18 protein-coding genes are annotated in these 23,456 nt (G+C 67.2%); 11 read left to right on the top strand and 7 right to left on the bottom strand.

All coding sequences use genetic code 11. From position 1 onward, the window contains the following. The first annotated feature begins 165 nt into the window (after positions 1-165). Positions 166-1,098 carry a nitrilase-related carbon-nitrogen hydrolase gene (locus tag ACWZHB_RS32780; protein WP_427905563.1) on the top strand — a complete coding sequence of 311 codons (933 nt, stop codon included), beginning with the start codon at positions 166-168 and terminating at the stop codon, positions 1,096-1,098. A gap of 21 nt (positions 1,099-1,119) precedes the next feature. On the opposite strand, the gene ACWZHB_RS32785 is transcribed toward ACWZHB_RS32780, so the two are convergent. After that, positions 1,120-2,496: an ATP-binding protein gene (locus tag ACWZHB_RS32785; protein ID WP_427905564.1), complete on the bottom strand. Its 1,377-nt coding sequence runs from the start codon at positions 2,494-2,496 to the stop codon at positions 1,120-1,122. Positions 2,497-2,744: 248 nt separating this feature from the next. On the opposite strand from ACWZHB_RS32785, the gene ACWZHB_RS32790 reads away from it, so the two are divergent. The 3 genes from ACWZHB_RS32790 to ACWZHB_RS32800 all read left to right on the top strand — a co-directional run bounded on the left by ACWZHB_RS32790 (position 2,745) and on the right by ACWZHB_RS32800 (position 5,980). Next, positions 2,745-3,710 carry a helix-turn-helix domain-containing protein gene (locus ACWZHB_RS32790; protein ID WP_427905565.1) on the top strand — a complete coding sequence of 322 codons (966 nt, stop codon included), beginning with the start codon at positions 2,745-2,747 and terminating at the stop codon, positions 3,708-3,710. Positions 3,711-4,034: 324 nt separating this feature from the next. Then, positions 4,035-4,964 (top strand): AraC-like ligand-binding domain-containing protein, encoded by a 930-nt coding sequence (locus tag ACWZHB_RS32795; RefSeq protein WP_427905566.1) that lies wholly within the window; start codon positions 4,035-4,037, stop codon positions 4,962-4,964. After that, complete coding sequence (locus tag ACWZHB_RS32800) at positions 4,961-5,980, top strand: AraC-like ligand-binding domain-containing protein (RefSeq protein WP_427905567.1); 1,020 nt, start codon at positions 4,961-4,963, stop codon at positions 5,978-5,980. Before ACWZHB_RS32795 ends, ACWZHB_RS32800 begins: the two co-directional genes overlap by 4 nt. An 85-nt stretch (positions 5,981-6,065) precedes the next feature. Here ACWZHB_RS32800 and ACWZHB_RS32805 read toward each other — a convergent pair whose 3' ends face one another. Next, entirely contained in the window at positions 6,066-6,401 is a 336-nt protein-coding gene (locus tag ACWZHB_RS32805; RefSeq protein ID WP_427905568.1) for a metal-sensitive transcriptional regulator, read from the bottom strand. 134 nt (positions 6,402-6,535) lie between these two features. Between ACWZHB_RS32805 and ACWZHB_RS32810 the strand changes: the two genes are divergently transcribed. Next, positions 6,536-7,381 carry an S-methyl-5'-thioadenosine phosphorylase gene (locus tag ACWZHB_RS32810; RefSeq protein ID WP_427905569.1) on the top strand — a complete coding sequence of 282 codons (846 nt, stop codon included), beginning with the start codon at positions 6,536-6,538 and terminating at the stop codon, positions 7,379-7,381. Here ACWZHB_RS32810 and ACWZHB_RS32815 read toward each other — a convergent pair whose 3' ends face one another. Next, positions 7,382-8,362, bottom strand: coding sequence for a GAF domain-containing protein (locus tag ACWZHB_RS32815; protein WP_427905570.1), 981 nt, complete (start codon positions 8,360-8,362; stop codon positions 7,382-7,384). Between the two features lie 100 nt (positions 8,363-8,462). Between ACWZHB_RS32815 and ACWZHB_RS32820 the strand changes: the two genes are divergently transcribed. Beyond that, the gene (locus ACWZHB_RS32820) at positions 8,463-9,023 is read left to right on the top strand and encodes an NADPH-dependent FMN reductase (protein ID WP_427905571.1); all 561 of its coding nucleotides are present in this window, start codon (positions 8,463-8,465) and stop codon (positions 9,021-9,023) included. A gap of 39 nt (positions 9,024-9,062) precedes the next feature. Here the strand turns inward: ACWZHB_RS32820 and eccE are convergent, their stop codons facing one another. After that, positions 9,063-10,706: a type VII secretion protein EccE gene (eccE, locus tag ACWZHB_RS32825; RefSeq protein ID WP_427905572.1), complete on the bottom strand. Its 1,644-nt coding sequence runs from the start codon at positions 10,704-10,706 to the stop codon at positions 9,063-9,065. 113 nt (positions 10,707-10,819) lie between these two features. Here eccE and eccB point away from each other — a divergent pair, with 113 nt between their 5' ends. Next, on the top strand, positions 10,820-12,298 hold the full coding sequence (gene eccB, locus ACWZHB_RS32830) for a type VII secretion protein EccB (RefSeq protein ID WP_427905573.1): 1,479 nt from the start codon (positions 10,820-10,822) through the stop codon (positions 12,296-12,298). On the opposite strand, the gene ACWZHB_RS32835 is transcribed toward eccB, so the two are convergent. From ACWZHB_RS32835 to eccD, 3 genes are all read right to left on the bottom strand, one after another. After that, entirely contained in the window at positions 12,295-13,062 is a 768-nt protein-coding gene (locus ACWZHB_RS32835; RefSeq protein ID WP_427905574.1) for a potassium channel family protein, read from the bottom strand. The two genes, eccB and ACWZHB_RS32835, sit on opposite strands and share 4 nt — an antisense overlap. Before the next feature lie 62 nt (positions 13,063-13,124). After that, positions 13,125-14,543, bottom strand: coding sequence for a type VII secretion-associated serine protease mycosin (gene mycP, locus ACWZHB_RS32840; protein WP_427905575.1), 1,419 nt, complete (start codon positions 14,541-14,543; stop codon positions 13,125-13,127). Next, the gene (gene eccD / locus ACWZHB_RS32845) at positions 14,540-16,006 is read right to left on the bottom strand and encodes a type VII secretion integral membrane protein EccD (protein ID WP_427905576.1); all 1,467 of its coding nucleotides are present in this window, start codon (positions 16,004-16,006) and stop codon (positions 14,540-14,542) included. The genes mycP and eccD overlap by 4 nt, the downstream gene beginning before the upstream one ends. A gap of 187 nt (positions 16,007-16,193) precedes the next feature. On the opposite strand from eccD, the gene eccCa reads away from it, so the two are divergent. The 4 genes from eccCa to ACWZHB_RS32865 all read left to right on the top strand — a co-directional run bounded on the left by eccCa (position 16,194) and on the right by ACWZHB_RS32865 (position 23,453). Further along, positions 16,194-20,231, top strand: a complete 4,038-nt coding sequence (eccCa, locus tag ACWZHB_RS32850) for a type VII secretion protein EccCa (protein ID WP_427905577.1) — start codon at positions 16,194-16,196, stop codon at positions 20,229-20,231. Next, complete coding sequence (locus tag ACWZHB_RS32855) at positions 20,210-21,655, top strand: type VII secretion-associated protein (protein ID WP_427905578.1); 1,446 nt, start codon at positions 20,210-20,212, stop codon at positions 21,653-21,655. The genes eccCa and ACWZHB_RS32855 overlap by 22 nt, the downstream gene beginning before the upstream one ends. A gap of 427 nt (positions 21,656-22,082) precedes the next feature. Then, complete coding sequence (locus ACWZHB_RS32860) at positions 22,083-22,700, top strand: hypothetical protein (RefSeq protein WP_427905579.1); 618 nt, start codon at positions 22,083-22,085, stop codon at positions 22,698-22,700. A gap of 435 nt (positions 22,701-23,135) precedes the next feature. Further along, positions 23,136-23,453: a WXG100 family type VII secretion target gene (locus tag ACWZHB_RS32865; RefSeq protein ID WP_427905580.1), complete on the top strand. Its 318-nt coding sequence runs from the start codon at positions 23,136-23,138 to the stop codon at positions 23,451-23,453. The last annotated feature ends 3 nt before the right edge of the window (positions 23,454-23,456 follow it).

The following is a 23,456-nucleotide window of genomic DNA, read 5'->3' on the forward strand; positions in this document are numbered from 1 at the left end:
GCTCAGGCAAACTCTTAGCAAGGCTCACTGCGTGGCGGAATCGACCCTAATCTGTGGATTGGCACAGACGGTCAGTCGGCTGGCACAGGATGACAGTTTGTGTGGCGCCATTCTGCGAGAGAGTGAATTGAACACTCTTCACTGGTTGAGCGACAAGGGGGCACGATGAGTCGGGTACGCGTGGCAGCGGTGCAAGCCGAGCCGAAATGGTTGAATTTGTCTGCGGGAGTCGAACAGACAATCGAATACATCGAAGCGGCCGAACACGGGGGCGCGCAACTGATTGCCTTTCCGGAGACCTTCCTGCCCGGATTTCCCTGGTGGATGTGGCTCAACTCCGTCGACTGGGGCGAAGAATTCCTCGCCCGCTACCTCGCCAACTCGCTCACCGCCGAAGGACCGGAGCTGCGGGCGATCGCCTATGCCGCCCGCCGCAAGGGGATTCATGTCTCGGTCGGATTCGCCGAGCGGGCCGGGCGTGAGGTGTTCATGTCGCAGGCGCTGATCGGCGCCGACGGCACGATCAGCGTCGTCCGCAAGGCCGAACCGACCGGGCTGGAGCGGACCGTGTTCAGCACCTCCGACGGCGGCTTGCTGATCCGTGACACCGCGCTCGGCCGCGTCGGTGTCCTCGGTGGCGCCGACCATCTCCGCGCCGACTTGCGGGTGCGCATGCACGAGCAATACGAGCAGATCCACATCGCGGCGTGGCCCGGCTTCACCGTGTACTACGGCGAGGGCAAGGAGCGCGGCCAGGAAATCGACACCGCCGCCGCCGTGCGCTACGCCATGGACGGCAAGACCTACGTCATCGCCCCCGTCGCCGTGGTGCCGGTGGCCGGTTGGGAGGTGGTCGACGCGCGGATGCCCGATCGGCGTCTGCTGCGCGGTGGCGGAGGCGTCTCGCGGATCTTCGGACCCGGCGGGTTGGAGCTCGCCACTCCGCTGGCCGAAGGCCAGCAGGGTCTGATCTTCGCCGACCTCGACATCCGACGGTCGTTACATCGCGTGCCCGGCGACCGCGCAACGTCGCGAGTCTCCAGTGGTCGAGTCGCTCGACGTGAGCCGGGGCGTGTGGTGATCAGCGAATCGGCCTGATCGTCGCGACGGTGAGGTCCGCTATCTCAGCGGCACCGAGACGTCGGCGCCCGCTTCGCGGGTGAGCCGCGCGTTCACCTTGGCCAGCGCGGGCGTGGGGACGAAACCGCCCGCGAACAGTGCCTCGCCCTGCCGGAACCAGGGTGCCTGGGCCAACAGTCCGCTCGGGGCGTAGCCGAAGTAGGTGCCGAGTTCGGTGAGGTCGGTCGGTGAGGTCATTTTCATGAGGGCGAGGTTGTCGCACTGGGAGATGATGCCCGGGTGCACCTTCGACGGGCGCTGGGTCGAAAGCAGTAGCCAGAGACCGAATTTGCGGCCCTCGGCGGCGATCTGGATCAACCGTTCACGCACCGCCACGGCCACCGGCGATTCCAGCCGGGGCGAGGCGAGGTTGTGGGCCTCGTCGATCACCAGCAGGACCGGGCGTCGTTCTTCGCGTCTGGCCCACAGGTCGTCGAGCAACGACAGTGCGACCACGAGTTGCTGTGCGGGCGTGGAGAATCCGCCGAGGTCGAGGACGGTCACGTCGGGGCGCTCGGCGACGATCTCGGTGACCGCCCGATCAGTGCCCGCCCACACCTCCCAGTCGAGCAATCCCAGGTTCTCCACGCGCATCGCGAGGCGGCGGCGAGCCGGGGTGTCGACGGCGCGCAAGTTGGCCAGAACATCGTGGAGCTCGCCGGTCATCGCCGATGACAGATGGATCAGTTCGTTGAACTCCTCCCGGTCGACCACCGGATCCAGCTGCAACACCGCGGCTTTCGACTTCAGCGGCATGTCGATGAACTTCGCCCGCAGCCGAGCAGGTGGTTCGGCCTTCGGTCGCAGCACGCGGATATCGCGCTCGCGCAAGGCCGCCGCGGTCGGGCCGGTGGCGCCGGGCACCACCTCGCCGATGCGGACGAAGTCGGAATTCGGGTCGAGGATGACGATCGGGAGCGCGGTATGCGCGATCAGCTGCTCGAGGACGACGCCGAGGGCGTAGGTCTTGCCCGAACCGCTCTGTCCGCACCAGAACGTGTGCCGGTTGAAGCGGGTCGGGAGCAGTCGAGCGGGCCCACCGGGTGCCGACAGGCTCTCGCCGACCTCGAGCTCGGCGCCGGTGCTGAGGTGCAGGGCGGCGACGTTGGCGCGATCGGCCGGACTCACCTCCCCGCCGTCGAAGGCGTGACTGGCCCTGACATCGATCCCGTCGTCGCTGAGTTCGCCGATCAGTCTGCCGCGCAACCCCACCGGCATCGTCGCCGTGCGCTCTTCGACCAGCGCGAGCTGCCTGCGCCCGTCGCAACTGACCACGATCAGTGATCCGGCGGGAAACGGACTGGCCGCGGCGTTGTCGACGACGAACGAGCGGCCGTCCTCGGAGCGCGCGGACAGGACGGCGGAATCGGCAGACATGGGCGTGTCCTCTCGGTGAGGCATCGACGAGCATCCTGCTGGCAACTACCAGTAGAACACGGACTGTTCCCTGTTCGACGGAGGTGCCCGAGGTGATCGGTGCGAATCCCGACTTGCCGAAAGCGGCTTGCGCAGGAGTATTTTCGCTGGTGGGGGCATCGCGTCCGCCTTGAGTGGGCGTGGCGCCGCGGCTATTGTTGGTCGATGCCATAGAGGCAGATATGTCTGAGTTCGGAGGTCGGCAGCCCATGGCGAACGAACCGACGACGCTCGAGTTCGCGGCGGCGTCGCCACGGAGCGTGGAGTTCGAGCAGTGGGAAGCGTTGATGACGCGGACCTATTTCCCGCTCGCGCTCGACCCGACCTTGGACGCACCCACGTTCGGCCGGGTGACCAGCAGCGCGCTGCCCGGCGCGGCCGACTTCACGCTGTCCACGCTCGCGGGTGGGAATCAGGAGTTTCGGCGTACCAAGACGCATGTGGCCTGCGCGGCCGAGGAATACCTGCTGGTGAGCATTCAGGTCTCCGGGCAGGCGCGGCTCACCCAAGGCGGCCGATCGGTCCTGCTCAGGCCCGGCCAGATGACGTTTCTCGACACCTCGCTGCCCTCGCTCTGGAACGACAGCATGTCCTACGAGCAGGTGCTCGTGCGCGTGCCGACGCGGCTGCTGCGCCTGCAGCCGGGGCTCGCCGACCTGCGTATCCCGACCGCCACCGCGATCGAGCCGGAGAGCCCGGCGGGCGTGGTAGCCACCTACTTCCGTGAACTCGCGCGGGTCCGTGCGCAATCGCCCGCGCAGGCCGACATCCTCGCCACCAGTGCGCTCGACCTGCTCGGTTCGGCGGTACTGCTCGCGGCGGGCAGCCGACCGAGTGAGACTCCCGCCGACTCGCTCAGCCGCGAACACGTCCTGGTCTACCTCCGGAAACGGTGCACCGACCCGGATTTGACACTCGACGAGGTCGCGGCCGCCTGTCATATCTCGCGGCGCACCCTGTTCCGCCTCTTCGACGGGACGGGCGACAGCCTCGGCGCCACCCTGCGCAGATTACGGGTGATGCACGCGCAAAAACTGTTGACCTGCAATAGAAGCCATCCACCTGCGGCGGTGGCATTCGGCTCCGGGTTCGCGTCCGTCCGCCATTTCTACCGCGTATTCCACCAGGAGACCGGGATGACTCCCGGCGAATATCGCGAATCCTATCTCGGATGATCAGCCTGGCACCGGTTGTCAGCGGCCTGGCACGGTAGGTCTACCGAGCGTGATGCTCTTTGCCCCACACTGATTTTCGGACAACAGCCGGCCAGCTGGGCCCGGACCGGCGCGTGGACCTGTGGCGGGAGCAGGCCCACGTCGCCGCGCTCTCCGGATTCACGGTGTATCACGAGGTCGTCGACGAGGCGGCCGATCCGTGGACCGTGCGGCCAGGATTACCTGCGGGCAGGTCAGCGCGCGTATCAAATGCTGCGCTGCGAGTTTTTGATACGCATTCTCTCGTGGGAGAATTGTCGCCATGACGCGCCGATGCGTGATTGCGTGAATCAGCTACGTGCCCATTCATTCGACGAATGGGAAGCGGTGATGTCGAACGCCTATGTCCCGGTGGCGATCGAGCCATTGCCCGAGTCGTCCGCTGAATTCACCGGCATGATCACCCATTCCACCATCGACGACATCGAATTCACACTGCTGCGCTCGACCGGTCAGCGCGTGATCCGCACCGAACGATTGATCTCCCGATCAAGTACCGAGGTGCTCTATGTCGGGATCTGTACCGAGGGCAGCGGGCGGATACAGCAGGACGGGCGGCTGGCCGAGCTGGAACGTCCCGGTGAAATGGTGTTCGTCGACAGCAGGCGGCCGAACTGGTGGGAGTCCGACGGCGACCACGAGCAACTCATCGTCCAGGTCCCCGTCGCCGCACTCGAACGCGGCGGCTGGACGCAACCGACCACCCCCGCGGCGCTCACCGTCACCCCGGATTCGGCCGGGGGCCTCGTCGCGGAATACCTGCGTGACGTGGCGAGGGCACAGGAGACCGACCCGGCGGCAGCGGCTCGCCTCGGCGCGCACGTGCTCCCGCTGCTCACCTCGGCGTTGACGATGACCGCGGGTGAGCTGCCGAACCCGGAGAGCGGGAAGGCGCTCGCCAGGCTGCAGGCGCTGACTGTCATGCGCCGTCGTTGCCACGACCCGGACGTCACCGTCGACGACATCGCCGCCGAATGCCTGCTCTCGCGCAGCGCGCTGTACCGGCTGTTCGACCGCGGTCCCGGGGTGCTCGCCCGCCTGTGGACGATGCGGGTGGAACGGGCGAAGACACTGCTCGGCGCCGATCTGACGCGTGCGCTGTCCGCGGTCGCCGCGGCTTCGGGATTTCGCACCGAACGCCAGTTCTATCGAGTGTTCCGGGACGTCACCGGGACCACTCCGGCGCAGTGGCGTGACAGCCACCGGCCCGGGTGAGCACCCCACGATCGGGTGCGAGCCCGACCCTGCATGTCGCGACCGATACGGCGGATTCGGCTGATCACCGAGTCGAGTACTGGGAATCGGTGATGAGCGAGACCTACATTCCGCTCGCGGTGTCGCCGCACGTCGTCGAAGGATTCGCCGGACGGATCGCGGCGACCGAATTCGACGAGCTGCTGGTCACTTCGGTGCAGGCGGGCGCGCAAACCGTGCGCCGCACGCAGCGACTGGTCGAAGCGGCGGGGGAGCGCTACATCCTGGCGAGCATGTTCCTGAGCGGTCGTGGGGTGATGCACCAGGACGGCAGGCAGGCGCACGTCTCGGCGGGTGACATGGTGTTCTACGAGAGCGGCCGACCCTATCGCTGGGAAATCGACGAACCGTTCGACAAGGTGGTCGTGCAGGTGCCGGTCCCGGTGCTCGTCGACGTGGCCGGTCGGCCGCTGCGGGCGGTTCCGTCGGCGATCACGATCGCGCGCGGCCATCCCGCCTCGGCGGTCGGCACGTTCTTTCGTGGCATCGCGCGCCTACAGGGCACCGATCCGGAACGAGCCGCGGCGATGGCGGCCGGTCACGGCATCGACCTGCTGGCCTCGGCACTGCAGATGGCCGCGGGGGAGTTGCCGGACAACGGGCAGGTCAGCGCGGTATCCCGGGCTGGTGTGCTCGCGTTCATGCGGCAACGGTGTGCGGACGCCGACCTCACCGTCGACACGGTGGCCGCGCACTTCGCGATCTCGCGCCGCACCCTCTACCGGCTCTTCGACGGCGAACAGGCGCCCGTTCCGGCACTGCTCGCCATGCGCGTCGAGCGCGCGTGCGAGGTGCTGCGTTCGCATCCCGGCCTATCGATGAGTAAAGTCGCGGCAGCCGCTGGTTTTATCAGCGAACGAAATCTGTTTCGCGCTTTCCATTCCGAGATGCGAATGACTCCCGGTGAATATCGTGAGCGCGCGCACAGTTCGTCGACGGTTGCTGGAATGCTCGGTCTGCCGGTTGGCAGCGCATGACAGTTCCCCTGTGAATTCTTCACGCATAGTGAAATGAACGCACCGCAGCGTCCCGACAGCAGGGGCGCCCGCGTGAACGGTTCCGTCAGGACCTGACCAACCGCGCGATCGCGTCGGTTGCCTCTTTGATCTTGGCTTCGGCCTCGGGCCCTCCGGCCACCGCGGCATCGACGACACAGTGCGAGATGTGGTCCTCGAGCAGGCCCATCGCGACGGCCTGCAGCGCCTTGGTCATGGCCGATACCTGGGTGAGGATATCGATGCAGTACTTTTCCTCTTCGACCATCCGCTGGAGCCCGCGCGACTGGCCCTCGATGCGGCGCAGTCGCTTGAGGTAGTCGTCCTTGGCGGTGATGTAGCCGTGGCCTGCGTGGCCCGCGTGCTCGTCGCCGGTCGCGGTGTCGGGGGTGGGTGTGTTCACCGTAGGTCTCCTCGCCTGCCTGGTAGCTCGCCTGGCGAACTAATACCCCCCTAGGGTACAGTTTCGCGATCGAATTGTCAGATGACAGGTCCCCGGTGCTGCGCGTGGCAAGCTCGGGCGGAAGAATCGGCGCCATGAGTTCGCTTCCCCGGCCCGCACTCGCCGTCATCGGCGGCAGCGGTTTCTATGACTTCTTCGACCACGACGCGGTGCACGTCGAGGTCGACACACCGTATGGCGCGCCGAGTGCGCCGGTCGCGATCGGCGAGGTCGAAGGCCGCGCTGTCGCCTTTCTGCCCCGGCACGGCAAGCAGCACGAGTTCGCGCCGCACACGCTGCCCTACCAGGCGAACATGTGGGCGCTGCGTTCGCTCGGGGTGCGCCGGGTGTTCGCGCCGTGCGCGGTCGGTAGCTTGCGCGCGGACTGGGGTCCGGGGACTGTCGCGGTGCCGGATCAGCTCGTCGACCGGACGTCGGGTCGCCCGCAGACCTACTTCGACGGCGGTGGCGTCCACGTCTCCTTCGCCGATCCCTATTGCGACGAGCTGCGGGCCGCCGCGGTGCGAGCGGCGGGCACCGGAGCCCCGCCGTCGGACACGGCGAAGTCCGCCGGTGACCTACGGGTCGTGGATTCCGGCACGATGGTCGTCGTGCAGGGCCCGCGTTTCTCCACCCGCGCCGAGAGCCGCTGGTTCGCCGGGCAGGGCTGGGACCTGGTCAACATGACCGGACACCCCGAAGCTGTCCTCGCCCGCGAACTCGAAATGTGCTACGCGGCAGTCGCGCTCGTCACCGACCTGGACGCCGGTCTCGAAGAGGGCGACGGTGTGCACGCGGTCGACGTGTTCGCCGAGTTCAAGAAGAACCTCGGCCCGTTCAAGGAGCTCATGCGGCGCGCGGTGACCGCGGTCGACGGCACCGGCACCTGTGAGCGCTGCCGCGTGCACGCCGGGGTATCGCTGCCCTTCGAGCTGCCCTGATCACCCCGGCGGCGCGGTGACCTGCAACTGAGCGAGCATGAAGGCAGGCGCCGCGCCGCCGCCGGGCAGTGGTGACACCTCGACGTCGACGGTGAGCCAGCCACCGTCGACCGCGGCCAGCCGCAGTCCGCTCAGCCCGGCACGCGCCGCACCGGCCAGCACTTCGGCGCGCAGCGCGACGATCCTGGGACGGTCGTCGGGATGCGGGACGGTCCGCTCATCGATCCCGCGCCACCGCAGCCCCGGCACCGGCTCGGTGACCCACCGCACCGCGCGCACCTGCGCGGTGTCGAGGATGACCAGATACAGGCCGGGCTGGGATTCGCGCAGCAATTCGAGCGTCGTGGCCTCGAACGACTTGTGTTGCGGGGCGATGCTGTCGGTGACGTCGACCGCGACCCCACGCCACCCGAATCGCTGCCCGTCGTCGCCGTTGCGCGCGGCCACCAGCAGTGAACGTGGGCCGATCGCCGAATGCACGGTGGCCACTCCCGACCAGCGACTGTGTGGCTCCGAACGGACCAGCTCGGCAACGAATTCCAGCGCTCGGTCGAAGCGCTCGACGCGCTGGAACGATTCGGCACCGCGGTATTCGGCTGGTACCGAACCGAAGTGGGGGCCGAGCCCGGCTGGCCGGGTGCGCACGATGCGGCGGTGCGCGTCTACCTGGAACGGCGCGACGCTCAGTTCCTCCTCCGGGACCTCCGGCCCGACCCACACCTTCACCGCATGCGTCGGCGCATCCGGCCACACCACCGGCACAGCCCGGAAACGGTGCTCCGACCACGGGTTTCGCGACTTCGGCAATACCTCCTCCACCGGCGCGCCCGTCTCGTGCGCGGCCGCGATCAACGGCTGCAGCCGGGCCGGAATCGCCCGCTGATACGACGCCCACTCACGCGGCGTAGTACCCGAGGTCAGCATCGACCAGGTCGGTGGCGCCCCCAGCGTTTCCACCAGTTGCCAACGTCCGATGAGCACGTGCGACCCCCTTCGCCCCATGAACAATGCACCGACCATCGTGCCTGATCCGACGAGCGGGGCAGACCAGGGGGCGCTGTGGTGTCGATAAGCTCGCGCCATGAATGCACCGCTGCGGTTGGAGATCATCGTCGCCAGCACCCGCCCCGAGCGATTCGCGCCCGTGGTGGCGCGTTGGCTGGTCACCGCGCTGAGCGAGCGGCCGGAATTCGAGGTGGGCGTGCTCGATCTGCGTGATCTGGCGCTGCCCGTCGACCTCACCGAAACCCCGGAGGTCGAGGCGTTCCGGGCCCGGTTGGGCGCGGCGGACGCGTTCGTCGCCGTCACTTCCGAGTACAACCACGGCTACCCGGCCTCGCTGAAAACCGCGCTCGACAGTGCCAAGCACGAATGGCGGGCCAAGCCGATCGGATTCGTGTCCTATGGCGGGCTGTCCGGCGGGCTGCGCGCGGTCGAACAGTTGCGTCAGGTGGTCGCGGAACTGCACATGGTGTCGGTGCGCGAATCGGTGAGCTTCGCCCAGGCCAAACGCCGCTTCGACAAGACCGGCATGACCAGCGACGACGCCGCGATCGACGCCTGCGATCGTATGCTCAACCAATTGTCCTGGTGGGGAACAACTTTGCGCGCAGCCCGCACTGTCGAGCCCTATCCGGGCTGAGCTCTGCCGTCCCCGGGGTGCCCGGGTGACAACTGGCGATCAGGCCGAGGCCATGGCGCGCTGCCCGCGCGGCTGACCGATGTAGGTCGACTCGCGGGGGATCGACACCAGCGTGAGGTTCACCCTGGTCGTTCCCGTGCGCAGCACGACGCGGTTGCCGATCGCGCCCGGCTGGAAGATCTCCAGGTCGGGGCGAGAAGCGGGCCAGCCGTTCGGATCACCGGTGAGGTAGATCGTGGTGACACCGGCGTGCGGGGCGGGCGCGAGCACGCCGTCGACCACCGTCGCGGTGAAACCCGCGTCGGACTGGTGTGTTTCGACCGCGATGGTCAGCCGCTCCGGATTGCCGACGGTGGTCACCAGCTGCTCCCAGGCCTGCGCCCGATCGGTGCGCACCAGCACCCGCTCGCCGACAGCCAGCGCGCGGAACACCAACTGCTGGGCCAGATACAGCTCACCGGCCACGTACACGGTGGAGATACCGGCGCCGACGATCCTGGTGGCGACACCGTTGCCCTCGTCGTCGGAGCCGAGCAGCTGCCCGCAACCCGACGACGGAAGGTGCAGCGCGCCGATGACGTCGATCGGGTACTCGATGGTCGGGATGGTGTCGTCGACACCGGGCACCGCGATCGGCAGGTGCGCCAGCAGAGCGTCGCGATGCCGACCGCTCATCGACACCATGCCCTTGGACTTGGTCTTCTCCGGCAGCTCACGCGCGGTCAATCGCCATGCGGCACCGACACTCACGGATTCGGCATCGCTACCGGGACGCAGCCGCACGGCCACCGTGGTGCCCCGCGACGGCGCGACCCACAGCTGTGCGAGCAGATCCGAACCCAGCTGCTTGGGATCCACCGCACTGCCGATGTTCACCGCGTTGCCGATCTCGGCGTACTTCCACCGCTGACTCAGCGTGCGCGGATCCAGACCCGCGGTGATCTGCTGCACGGCCTTGCGGATCTCCGGCGCGGTGAGGATGCGCGCGTTGCAATCGGCGTCTTCGAGCGTGCGCATGATCCGCTGGGTGGCGATGGTGACCGAGCGGGAAGCGCCGTCGGTGCCGCCACCGCGACGAGCCGTGGCGTCCGGGCAGGCCACCGCGTCGAAGCTGATCGCGAGCCAGACCGTGCGGTGCGCGGTGGCGGGCAGCGGGCCGAGCAGCGATTCGTAGATGGCGCCCGCCGGCGTGCCGGACCGGCTGCGGTGGCCGTGGCTGATGATGTCGATCCCGCTGAGCAGGATGTCGTGCTGGTTGAGGCAGGCCGCCAGCTCTGGCAGCGGCAGCAGGTGCGAGGCGTGCACGGCCGTGCGGGCGATGCGGGTGAGCCCACCACGCGGCGGCAGCACCTCGACCACGGTGACCACGCGACTGCCGTCCCAGTACAGGCCGAGCGAACGGCCGTCGGTGTCACGGAAGTCGACGGTGTCGCCGAGGGTGTAGTCGCGCTTGCCGGAATACCGGCGAATCGTGGCGATCCAATCGAGGATCGGGCGCTTGCCGAACGGGATCAGCGGCACCAGTGCCACCACGATCGCGATGCCGAGCGACGGCAGCGGATCCAGCCCGGCGATCAGCGCGCCAACCCCCACGATCAGGCCGAGGACCTGCGCAGTGAGTAGGTGCGGCAACGTGATCCGGCCGAACAGCGGGCGCGGTCCCGCGCCGGTGAACTCAGCCATTCGTTCCTCCCCCAGGTACCCGATTGTCGATCGGCCGATGGCCGAATGCGAACAACTGCTGCCGGGAACTGTACTGTGTTGCCCGGACGAGAGCACTGTTCGGGGGAGGAACCATGCCTTCAAAACCCACAACGCGCTGGCAGGTCAGCGGATACCGCTTCCTGGTGCGGCGAATGGAGCACGCCCTGGTGCGCCGGGATGTGCGGATGCTGCACGACCCGATGCGCGCGCAGACCCGTGCCTACGTGGTCGGACTTGTACTCGGCCTGGTGGTCCTGGCCGGTTGCGGCATCCTCGCGCTGCTGCGTCCGCAGGACAAGATCGGCGACAGCAAGATCCTGATCGCCAAGGAATCCGGCGGCGTCTACGTGGTCGTCGAGAACGTCGTGCACCCCGCGCTGAACCTGGCCTCGGCCCGGTTGGCGGCCGGTGAGGCGTCCAAGGCGGCGATCGTCAAGGAATCCGAACTGGGCAAGAAGCCGCGTGGTCAGCTGATCGGCATTCCGGGCGCACCGTCGTCGATCCTGTACGACAAGGGCGGCAAGGGCCGGACGTGGACGGTGTGCGATCAGCTCAAGTCCGACGGCAGCGCCGACCTGACCACATCGGTACTGGCCGGTGACCCGAGTCTGGGCGCCAAGGCGTCGAAGGTCGAAGACGGCAAGGCCATGCTCGTGAAGGGCAAGGACGCGACCTATCTGGTCTACGACGGCAAGCGTGCTCGCGTGAAGATGGAAGATCCGGCCGTCACCCATGCGCTCGGCATCACCGGCCTGACCCCGCGCACGATCAGCGAGGGACTGCTCAACGCGATCCCCGAAGTGCTGCCGGTGATCACGCCGGTCATCGACAATCCCGGTGGCACACCGGCCTACAACGTGAGCGGTCACAAGATCGGTGACGTGGTCCAGGTCTTCAACGAGTCGAACCAGAACTACGTGGTGCTCCAGGACGGTCTGCAGGCGATCACGGCGATGACCGCCCAGATCATCCGCAACTTCTATCCGACGGTCATGAGCGGCACCACGATCCAGTCCACCGACCGGACTTACGCACCCCAGGTGCAGACGCTGAAGGTCCAGGACTACCCGCGTGACCGGCCGACGCTGATCACCGCCAAGGACCAGCCCGTCAGCTGCATGTCGTGGAAGCCGATCGCAGGCGCCACCGACAACGCCGACGCCACCGCGCGCGCCGAACTGACCTTGCTCACCGGCATCGACGTGCCGATCCCGGACAAGGCCAAGATGGTCGATCTCGCCCAGGCCGACGGCGCGGGTCCCAACGCCGACACGGTGTTCATCCCGCCTGCCTCGGGCGCCTACGTGCAGTCCACCGGCATCGAACCGAACAGCCGCCGCAAGGACAGCCTGTTCTACATCGCCGATACCGGCGTCCGCTACGGCATCAAGAACGCCGATGCGGTCAAGGCACTCGGCCTGGAGGAAGTCACCGCCGAACCGGCGCCGTGGCCGATCGTCGGACTGCTCGCGGGTGGGCCGACGATGGGCAGGGAAGAGGCGATGGTGGCGCACGATGGCGTCTCGCCGGATCCGTCGCCCGCCAAAAAGCCTGTCGCCGCGGTGAATTAGTCGGGCGGGGTCGCCGGCTTCGCGGAATCGGCGCGGAGTTCGGCGACCTCGGTCCGCAGGGCTTTGACCTCGTCGACCAGTTCGCGGAGCGTGCTCTCCGCGCGGTCGGCGGCGTCGTCGACGGTCTTGAGTTGTTCGACGACCCAGCTGGTCATGGTGCCGATGGCGAACGAGATCAGGCCGATGCCCAAGGTCATCAGGATCAGGGAGACGAACCGACCCTCGGTGGTCACCGGGTAGACATCGCCGAAGCCGACGGTGGTTACGGTGACCGCCGACCACCACAGCGCGTCGCCGAAGGACTCGATCTTGCTGTCGGGTGCGCCGTATTCGGCGTCGAAGAAGGCCAGGCTCGTCAGCAGCAGAATGAGTACGGAACTGGTGCCGACGAAGGTCACCAGGCGGGTGCGTGGGTGCGTCGCGCGGTTGAGAGCGTCGAGCAGCAGTAGCGAGGCTCGAAGCAGGCGCAGCGGGCGAAACGGCGGCACGAGGACGACCAGCAGATCGAGCGGGTGCTTGCGGAGGAATCGCGACCTGTCGCTCGACAACCGCAACCTGACCATGAAATCGACCGCGAACACCGCCCAGATCGCGATATCCGCCCACAGCAGACTGGCATCGAGCCGCGGTGACGCGTCGGTGTCGAGCACCCGCCACGCGTACATGACGACGAACATCACCGCGAGCACGATCAACGGCAGATTGGTCGCGCGTTCCCACCGTTGCCTGCGGGTGGGTGGACGTTCGATCGTTGACGTGTTCATGCGGCTACCTGGGTCGACGGGCGCTGGCCCGCCGACCGTACCTTGCTCTGTGGTCGAGCAGGTCAGAGATCGTCTGCCGACATCCCGAACTTGCGGCGGATCGGGAACGACGCCAGGACGCCGAGAACCAGGATGAGGCCGATGGCGCCCGAACCGATCAGCGCCACATTGCGCGCGGTGTTGTCCGCGGGCGGCGGCGGTGCGGGCACCGCGAGCTGCAGGCTTCGCGCCGGGCTGGCCTGCTTCGGCGGAAGTTCTCTCGGCACTTCGTTGGTCAGCGCCGCGACCGGATCGACCGCGCCGTAGCCGATGTACGGATTCCAGCCCTCGGCCGGTGCGTGGGCGGTGGCCTGCAGCCGTTCGATCACCTGTTTGGCGGTCAGTTCGGGGAACCGGTCACGCACCAGCGCGGCGACACCGGCCACATACGGCGACGCGAAACTCGTTCCGCTGTAAGCCATGTACTTGCCCTGGTTGTCGTACTTGCCGTCGGAGATGCCGGTGGTCCTGGCATCGAGGGACGTAATGCCTTCTCCCGGTGCGGCGATGCCGACCCACGGGCCGGCGACGCTGAACGACGACGGTGCGCCGTTGGCGCTGATCGAGCCTACCGAGAGCACGTACTCGTCGTACCAGGCCGGGTTCACGTAGGTGCGGACCGTGCTCCACAAGTCCTGCGCGGGCTTGAGCGGGTCGGGCCCGGGATTGCCTGACTTGCAGGCGCCATCAGAGTTTCCCGCAGAGCTGACGATCACCGAGTCTTTCTCGACTGCCGCGTACTGCACCGCCGCGCCGAGCGCACGGAATGCTGGCTCGTTCGCCGGCGAACTGGTTGGGCAGGAAACCAGTGAGATGTTTATCACACTGGCGCCGAAGTCGGCCGCGCGTCGAATTGCACTGGCGAGCGAGGAGACCTTGCCGTAGCCGTCCGGGAAGTCATCGGGCGACTTGTCCCGCCCGGCGCCTTCCGCTTGGTAGAGCTGGCTGTTCTGGCGAATGCTGAGAATCCGTGATTCCGGTGCGACACCGGAAAAGCCTTGGCCCTCGATCTTGGTCGCGCCGATGATCCCCGCCACGACCGTGCCGTGCACATCGCAGTCCTCGGTGCCGTTGCCACCGGCGGCTACGTAATCGCCGCCCGCCCACATGTCTGGCAGACGAGGGTGCGGTTCCACGCCCGTATCGATCACCGCGACGAGTTGTCCTGCGCCACGGGAGAATTGCCACGCCCGCTCGAGATCGAGCGAACGCTGGCTCGGCGGGATCACCGCTGTCGCAGTGCTCGCCTGCGTGCGGAAGCACAGTCCGTTGGTGCCGCTGCCCTTTTCGGTCTTGTCCGGCGGTGCGGCGGGATCACCGGCGGGCAACATTCCGGGGTCGATCGCCGGCGGCCGGTCCGCGTGCGCGGTGCCGTACAGACCGAAACCGGCGTTCAGACCGACGACAAGAGCAACGGCCGTCAGTCGAAAGCCGAGCCTCACAGCCCGCGAACCAGCGAGTAGAGATCGGCGACCCAGAACACCAGCGGCAGCACCGCGGCGACGAACGCGTATTCGAGCAATTCGACGGCCCGGCGCATCGGCGGTGTCGCGGACTGCTTCGGCAGGATCAGGCCCATCACCAGCGCCGAGATCAGCATCACCAGCGCGGCACCGAAAACGACCAGGGGCTGGCGCATTTCGAGCGCGACGCCGACCAGCATGATCAGCACGATCGCCGAGCCACCCGCGATCAACACGATGGCCTGCTCGGCGCCCGCGTAGGTGCGGCTGCGGAACATCAGCACCACCGCGCACACCAGCGCCAGCGCGATGCCGGGCCAGTAGGGATCCTCGGCGCCTGCGCCGGTCGCCAGCAGCGCGCCTGCGACGGTGACCAGCGTGGTCGCGCTGACCAGGCCTGCGAGGTAATTACGGGCCCGCTCCGAGCGCGCGCGCAGGGCGTCGAGGGTGGGCAGGGCGCGGTGATCGTCCGGGTCGTCCTCGGTCGGGTCGATCGGGGTGCCGGGGGAGGGGACCGGCGGCAACGGCAGTTTCGCCAGCAGCATCGAAACCCGCGGCGAGAGTGAGAGTCCGGCCAGACCGAGCGCGGCGACGACCGCCCCGATCGCCTTGACGGGCTGATCTGTGAGCAATCCCACAAGCGCGGCAGGCACGCCGAACACCGAGACCGTCGCCGTTCCGATGAACAGCGCCAGCCCGATGCCGGTGACCCGCCACGCGAGCACCGCGATCGAGCCGAGCAGCGCGAACCCGAGCAGCAGGTGCGCCGGGCCGTAATGATCGGGGACCAGCAGCATGCCCGCGGTGAACGCGGTCGGCAGCGCGCAGCCACCGAGTACCAGCGCGGCCGAGGTGTCGCGGTACATGCGGCTCAGCACCGTGCCCGCCACCACACACAAGATCGAGACGAACAGCGCCAGCGACCCGGACACCCAGAACGGCAACGCATCCGGCGCGGCGAGCAGGCCGAAGCAGCCGACCAGCATGGTGATCGCGGCGAGCACCGAACCGGTGATGCGGGCCGTCTTCGGCGTCCAGCTGCGGTAGTGCTCGGCGTCGGCGACCGCGACGTTGTACATGATGTCGTCGAACAGTGGCGTCGGCGCCGCGTGCGAGGCGCTTTCCAGCATGAGCAGTTCGCCGTCGCGCACGCCCTGTTCGCCCAGGCTCAGCGAGTTCGAGAACGGGGGGTGGCCGATGCGCGCGAGGACCCATTCGGCGGGTTCGTAGCGTTCGCCGTCGTTGTCGAAATCGTTCGAGCGGCTGTGCTGCGCGACCATGTCGACCACGCTGGGAATGACGAGGGCGACCGGCACATCGACCGGAATAGCCATGTCTACCTGCGTGTGTTTGGCCAGGATGGTGACGCGGGCAAGGTCCGGCGCGCGAACGATGCCGCGTGCGGAGTCCTCTTCCACATGATCGAGTCGCGCGTGCGTCAAAACTCCCCCAGTTCCGTCTCTACCTCGTGTTTCCGCTCGACCGCTCTTAACGGTCGACAGTTTGCGGAACCCACCGTTCGGACAGCAGAATGCCTGACGAACCATACGACATGTCGGCCGCGACCTCTACACTGAGCCCGTCGCGACGACAGATGAGCGAGTAGTCAAGCAGGGGGAGTCTTCGACCATGAGCACCGTCAGGTTCCAGCGCCGTGCCCGGCGCGAAATGCCGCGTACGCCGGGTGGCGAGGTCACGTTGCAGCCGCCGCCGGAGATCCCGCGGATCACCCCGGGCAGCCTGCTGATGAAGCTGATGCCCGTCGTGATGGTGGTCGGCATGGTCGGCATGATGGCGCTGATGTTCACCCAGGGCAGCGGCATGCTGTCCAACCCGATGTCGATGATGTTCCCGATGATGATGATCATGTCGATGGTCACCATGTTCGGACAGGGTGGCGGCAAGGGCGCCAAGGCCGCGGAGGCCAACGAGGACCGCAAGGATTACCTGCGCTACCTCGATCAGGTCCGTAAAGATGTCGACGAGACCGCCAAACAGCAACGCGCCGCCGTCGAGTGGAGCCACCCTGAGCCCGGCCTGATCTGGATGCTCGCGGGCACCAGCCGGATGTGGGAGCGCCGCTCCGGCGACAAGGACTTCTGCCACGCGCGCATCGGCCTCGGCGGCCAGCGCCTGGCGACCAGGCTGGTGGCCCCCGAAACCGGCCCCGTCGAAGAGCTGGAGCCCATCGCCGCGGTCTCGCTGCGCCGCTTCGTGCGAGCGCATTCCACGGTTCCCGACCTGCCCACCGCTATCGCGGTGAAGGGTTTCGGCACCGTCGCCCTCGACGGTGACCGCGCCCAGGCGCGCGACATGACGCGCGCGATGTTGTTGCAGCTGTGCATGTTCCAGGCGCCCGACCAGGTGCTTGTCGCCGTGGTCTGCGGCCCCGACACCGCCCGCGAGTGGGAGTGGACCAAGTGGCTGCCGCACACCCAGCACCCCGAGGTGCAGGACGGCGTCGGCACCCAGCGCATGTTCTACGGCTCCATCCGCGAGGCGATGGCGGGCCTGCATCCGCTGCTCGGCAACCGGGTGCGCTACTCGCGTAACCAGCCGAACAACCCGAACATGGTGCACGTGGTGATCGTCGTCGACGGCGGTCTGCTCGAGGCCGAGGACGACCAGCTGCGCGAGTCCGGGTACGAGGGTGTCACCATCATCGACCTGTGCAATTACGCACCGCGCCTTGCTGTTTCGCGCGGCATCAAGATGGTCGTCGAAGACGGCGAGTGCCTCGGCCGCGGCGCCACCGGCAACCAGGAGCGCTTCGCCACCATCGACCGCGTCAGCGCCGAGCAGGCACAGCAGCTCGCCCGCAGGCTCGCGCCCTATCGCGCGGCCACCCAGCGCAGCAGCGACGTCGAGACCGACGAGACCGAGACGATCTCCACCTGGTCGCAGCTGATGAGCCTGGGCGATATCGGCAACTTCAACCCGGCCAGCGCCTGGCGTCCCCGCTACGGCCGCGAACGTCTGCGCGTGCCGTTCGGCATCGGCGCCGACGGTGCCCCCGTGGAACTCGATATCAAGGAAGCCGCCGAGAACGGCATGGGTCCGCACGGCCTGTGCATCGGCGCGACCGGTTCCGGTAAGTCGGAATTCCTGCGCACCCTGGTGCTCAGCCTGCTCGCCACCCACTCGCCCGACCAGCTCAACCTGGTCCTCGTCGACTTCAAGGGTGGCGCGACGTTCCTCGGCCTCGACGGCGTCCCGCACGTCGCCGCGGTCATCACCAACCTCGAGGACGAAGCCGACCTCGTCGACCGTATGAAGGACGCACTGGCAGGCGAGATGAACCGCCGCCAGGAAGTCCTGCGCCAGGCAGGCAACTTCGCCAACGTCTCCGAATACGAGAAGGCCCGCGCGGCAGGCGCCGACCTGGACCCGCTGCCCGCGCTGTTCGTCGTGCTCGACGAGTTCTCCGAACTGCTCACCCAGCACCCCGACTTCGCGGAACTGTTCGTGATGATCGGCCGCCTCGGCCGCTCGCTGCAGGTCCACCTCCTGCTCGCCTCGCAGCGTCTGGAGGAAGGCAAGCTCAAGGGCCTGGAATCGCACCTGTCCTACCGCATCGGCCTGAAGACCTTCTCCGCCAACGAATCCCGCCAGGTCCTCGGCGTCCCCGACGCCTACAACCTGCCGAGCACCCCCGGTGGCGGTTACCTGAAGTCCGACTCGGGCGAGATCCAGCGCTTCCAGGCCTCCTACGTCTCGGGCCCGTATGTCGGTGGTGGTTCAGCCCGCGAGGTCACCAGCGCGGGCATCGTCGGCGGCGAGATCGACGTCAACGCCCGGCCTTTCGCCGCGACCCACGTCGGCTTCCGCGCCGCCGACCGGGTCCCGCTGCCGGTCGAGGCCGAGTTCGAGCCGGAGCCCACCGGCGACGAGAACGACCAGATGTCGAACCTGAACATGCTGGTCTCGCGCATCCAGGGCCACGGCCGCCCCGCCCACGAGATCTGGCTGCCGCCGCTCGACGAGGCGCCGACCATGGATCAGCTCGTCCCACGCTCGATCCTCACCGGCGAGTACTCCGCGATCGCCACCCTGCGCGCCCCCATGGGCATCGTCGACCGCCCCTACGACCAGCGCCGCGACCCCTTCGTGGTCGACCTGTCCGGTTCGCGAGGCAATGTCGCGATCGTCGGTGGCCCGCAGTCGGGCAAGTCCACCGCCCTGCGCTCGATGATCATGGCGATGGCATTGACCCACACCGCCGAGCAGGTGCAGTTCTACTGCCTCGACTTCGGTGGTGGCACGATGACCAGCCTCCTCGGCCTGCCGCACGTTGGTTCAGTGGCGAGCCGCCTCGACGAGGACCAGGTCCGGCGCACCGTTGCCGAGATGACCACGATCGTCCGCACCCGCGAGGCGAAGTTCCGTCAGCTGGGCATCGAGTCGATGGTCGAGTTCCGTCGACTGCGTTCGATAGATCCCGCGTCCAGCCCCGCCGCCGCGGGTGCACATGAGGATCCGTTCGGCGATGTGTTCCTGGTCATCGATGGCTACGGCTCGATCCGCCAGGATTTCGACGCTCTTGAGCAGACCATCATGAACCTTGCGGTGCAGGGTCTTTCGTACGGCGTGCACGTCGCTATCGCGCTCAACCGATGGGCCGAGGCCCGCCCCGCGCTCAAGGATCAGATCGGTACCCGAATCGAGCTACGCCTCGGCGATCCTATGGACTCCGACCTCGGTCGTAAGTTCGCCGCGCTGGTTCCGCAGGGTCGCCCCGGCCGCGGTATGACTGCCGAATGCCTGCATATGTTGACGGCGCTGCCACGCCTCGACGGTTCTTCCGATCCGTCGAATCTTGGCCAGGCGGTTGCCACCGCGGTCGAGACCATCAGCCGGGCTACGCCTGGGCGCGTCGCTCCGCAGGTCAGAATGCTGCCGGACCAGTTCCCACGCGACCAGCTGCTGCACCTCGCCGGCAATTGGCCTTCACGGGTCGATCCGTCGTCCAAGTGCATGCGTATCCCGATCGGAATCAACGAGGCAGAGCTCGCGCCCGTCTATCTGGATTTCGCGGAGAGCCCGCACTTCATCGTCATCGGCGACACCGAGTCCGGTAAGACGACGTTGCTTCGCTCGATCATCGACGGCATCGCCGCGTCGAATACTCCCGATCAAGCCAAGTTCATCATCGGTGACTACCGGCGCAACATGCTCGGGCTCATTCCCGAGGGCTATCAGGCGGGCTACGGTTCGACGGCGCCCCTTTTCACCGACTACATGAACGGCTTGGCGACATATGTAGCCAAGCGAACTCCGGGACCCGACGTGACACCGCAGCAGCTGCGGGAGCGGTCTTGGTGGAGTGGGCCGGAGCTGTATGTCATCGTCGATGACTACGACCTGGTCGCAACCTCGCAGGGCAACCCGGTGTCGGCGATGGTCGAACACATTCCACACGCGCGTGACCTCGGGTTCCACCTGATCATCGCTCGTCGTTCCGGTGGTGCCAGTCGCGCTATGTACGAAGCAACCCTGGCCAGGATGAAGGACCTCGGCTCGGCTGCGCTGATCCTGAGCTGCAGTCGTGACGAGGGTGTTCTGGTCGGCACTACCCGACCGGGCCCGAAGCCGACCGGTCGCGGTACCTTCGTCACCCGTAACACCGAGGGTCTGATCCAGACCGCATGGATGCCGCAACCGGAATGACCGTCGTCGAACTGGTTGTCAGCGAAACGAAGGTGTGGGCGCGTGGCGCCACCACACACTGGGACGTTCCACCGTCGATCGTGGTGGGCAGTAATGGTTTCGACCTTGTTGTCGGCGAGCCACTAACTGCCCCCACCCAGGCGGTGTCGGCGGTTCAGTATCTGGCTGCCGGGGTGATCGCGTTGCCTCCTCGGATGCCGACGGCAGGTCAGGCCCTGTCCGCAATACTCGGCGCGGTCATGGACGCCCTGCGGGTTACGCCGCTGTGTGACCGAATCGTCGTCGTGCACCCGACGGCGTGGGGGCCGCCTGAACTCGAACTGTTCGGTACTGCCGCTGGGCAATTCGCACACGAGGTTGTTTTCGAGTCCTGTGCGCTGCGCGCCTCAGCAGCCGACATCACAGCTAGCCGCAGCCGCCGCACCGCGATTATCGAGTTCGGCATGCTGTCGACCTCGGCCTCGTCGGTCGTCTACGACACAAACGGCAGTCATGTCGAGGCAGTCGAGGTCGAACCGAACCTCGCTGCCTCGGAACTCGCAGGCGAGGAAGGCTTCGGCCACCTCGCGGCGCTGCTGGGACTCCTGCTCACCGACCGCCCCGCCGACGTCGTCCAGGTGTTCGGCACCACCGATCCCGCGGTACTGGCCTCGGTGACCGCAGTGGTCGAAAGTGTTTGCGGCGCAGGTGTATCCGTGAGCCCTTTGACGGGAACGGATCTAGCGCGCCCCGCCCGGAAGCCCCCGGCCTACACCCCGTCCATCCCGCCTGCGGCCGAGTGGATGCAACCCCTGCGCGAGCGCGCCGCGGCCACCAACCCCGTCGACCGCCGCCCCCTCTACGTCGGCGCCGCGGCCTTGGTCGCCGTCGTCGCCGCGGCAGCGATCGGCGGAATCTTTCTGTTCGGCTCCGGCGACCAGGAAGCGACCGCAGCGGTCGCGACCACCACCGTTGCGCCCACCACGGTGACCCCGGCACCCACGTCGTCGAAACCGAAGCCCAGACCCTCCACGGAGACGGTCGGCCGAGTCGTCGTGGAAGTCCCCGCAGGCTGGCACCGCACCACCGCCACCGACGCCCGCGCCGACCTCGTCCCCGACGACGCCGCCCGCCACCGCATCACCATCACCCAGAAACCGGTCACCCCCGGCGCGGGCTACGACGAGGTCGCCGCCGACCTCGCCGCCCAAATAGCCAAAAAGCCGGCAGGAACCGTCACCGAGGTCCGCCGCGACGTAGTCTTAGCCGGCCGCCCCGGCCTCTCCTACGAAGAACGCCCCGCCGACGGATCCACCGTCCGCTGGCAGGTCCTCGTCGAACACGGCGTCCAGGTCAGCATCGGCTGTCAATACGCCGAAAACGGTTGGGCCGGTGTGATGTCCGCTTGCGAACAGGTCGTCGGAGCAGTTCGGGTCGACCCTTAAGGCCACCTCTCTCGGTGCGCCTGGTTCGGCCATGTACGGGCGCTATTTTTCGGCACCCGGCCGACGGAGACTTCATCGTGAGGATTCAGCTCGATTCGGGTTCGGTGGTGTGCGCAAGTACGCTCGCTGCGGGTCGCGTGTTCGTCTGAGCGGCCTGTGAATAGGGAGGGGAACCATGACTTATCCACCGCCGCAGCAAGGTCCGGGTTGGGCGCCTGGTCACGCGCCGGGACAGGGTGCGCCGCAGCAGTATTCCGGTCAGCAGCCGTATCCACAGATGCCGTCGCAGCAGGGGGTGCCGCCGCAGTACGGGACGCAGCCGCACCCTGGGGGACAGCCTCACCCGCAGCAAGGTTGGGGTCAGCCGCCACAGCAGGGATGGCAGCAACAACCTCCGCAACCGAACCCGTGGTGGAAGTCGCCTCTCGTGTTGGCCGGCGCCGCGGTCGTGGTGGTCGGTGCGCTGGTGGCCGGGGTCGTCGCGATCTCGAGTGGAGACGACGCCGAGGCCGACACGGTCGCAGCGCCCTCGTCGGTAGTCCAGGAGGCGCCCTCCGCGCCCACCTCAGCGAAGAGCACCGCCAAGACCGCACCGACAACGAGCAAAGCTGCCCCACAATCCGTTTCGGCGGACGCCAAGGCCGTCCTCGAGGCGCTGCCCGCACCCCTGCGTGACGTCGTCGCCGTCAACAACATCACCGAGAAGGCCCCGATCGGCAACGACCCGTACGCGGTTCGAGTGGTGTTCACCGTCCCGGCCAAGAACAGTCTGACGGTAGGCCTCCTGCGTACCGCCGTCGACATCGACCGTTACCCGATCGCCTGGATCGACACGAACCCGGACAAGCTGCTCCGCCAGTGGAGCAGTCAGCATCCGGAGTGGTTGACCGACAAAGGTGAGAAGAAGTTCCGCATCGACGACACGATCCCGGGTGGTGGAGCGACCATCGAAACCTTCAACACCACCACGAAGCTGTACATGTCGATGTCAGGATTCAAGGACAAAGACTCGGCCCTGAAGTTCCTCGAGCGCGCGGGGTTCTGAGTACCGGGATTCACGGCCCGGTGAGGTGAGCCAACCGGTCGCCATGTCGATCAGAGGTCGGCATCGTCGTTAGAACGGGTCCCAGCGGCAGAACTGGCCACGCGGCGGGGCTGACCAGCTCACGGTAGGTGTCAGCACTCGCGCCGGGCCGGGTGCGGCGTAGCGGCTCGCGGGTGCCAATTGCGCGCGACTCTGTCGACGGGTACCGTCTGCAGGGCGCGGTTCTGCATCAAAATTGGGGGAGATTGATGGATGGGGGCAAACCACATGACGATCATTCAGTGTCGTCCCGCCAACGCTTCCCAGCCCTGCTGTGGCTGGCTGAATCAAAAAGTTCCGACATGAGTGGAACCGATCGCCCATGTCTCGCGTCTAACCAAGTGTAGAGCAGTGGTCCCTCGACCCGGGATCAGCTGACAACCCGAAAGGAACCCGATGACTCTTAATGCAAATGTTGCCGACCTGCAGACTTTCTCCAAGGAAGCGGAAGCTTCCTACACCGAGATCGAAGGTCTGGTCAAGAAGATCTGGGCCGGCAAGATGGCAGCCACGGAGACGTGGAAGGGCAACGCGCAGCTCGCGTTCGACCAGTTGATGGACTCCTATGCTTCGCGCGCGGAGAAGCTGAACGACAAGCTCCTCGAGACGTCGCAGAAGCTGATGCAGGCAACGGACAGCTACACCGAGCAGGACGCGATGTTCAAGGGTCAGGTCGAGAGCAAGATGGCTGAACTCGATCTGCCCGCCATCTGATCG

The sequence above is a fragment of the Nocardia sp. FBN12 genome (assembly GCF_054031145.1).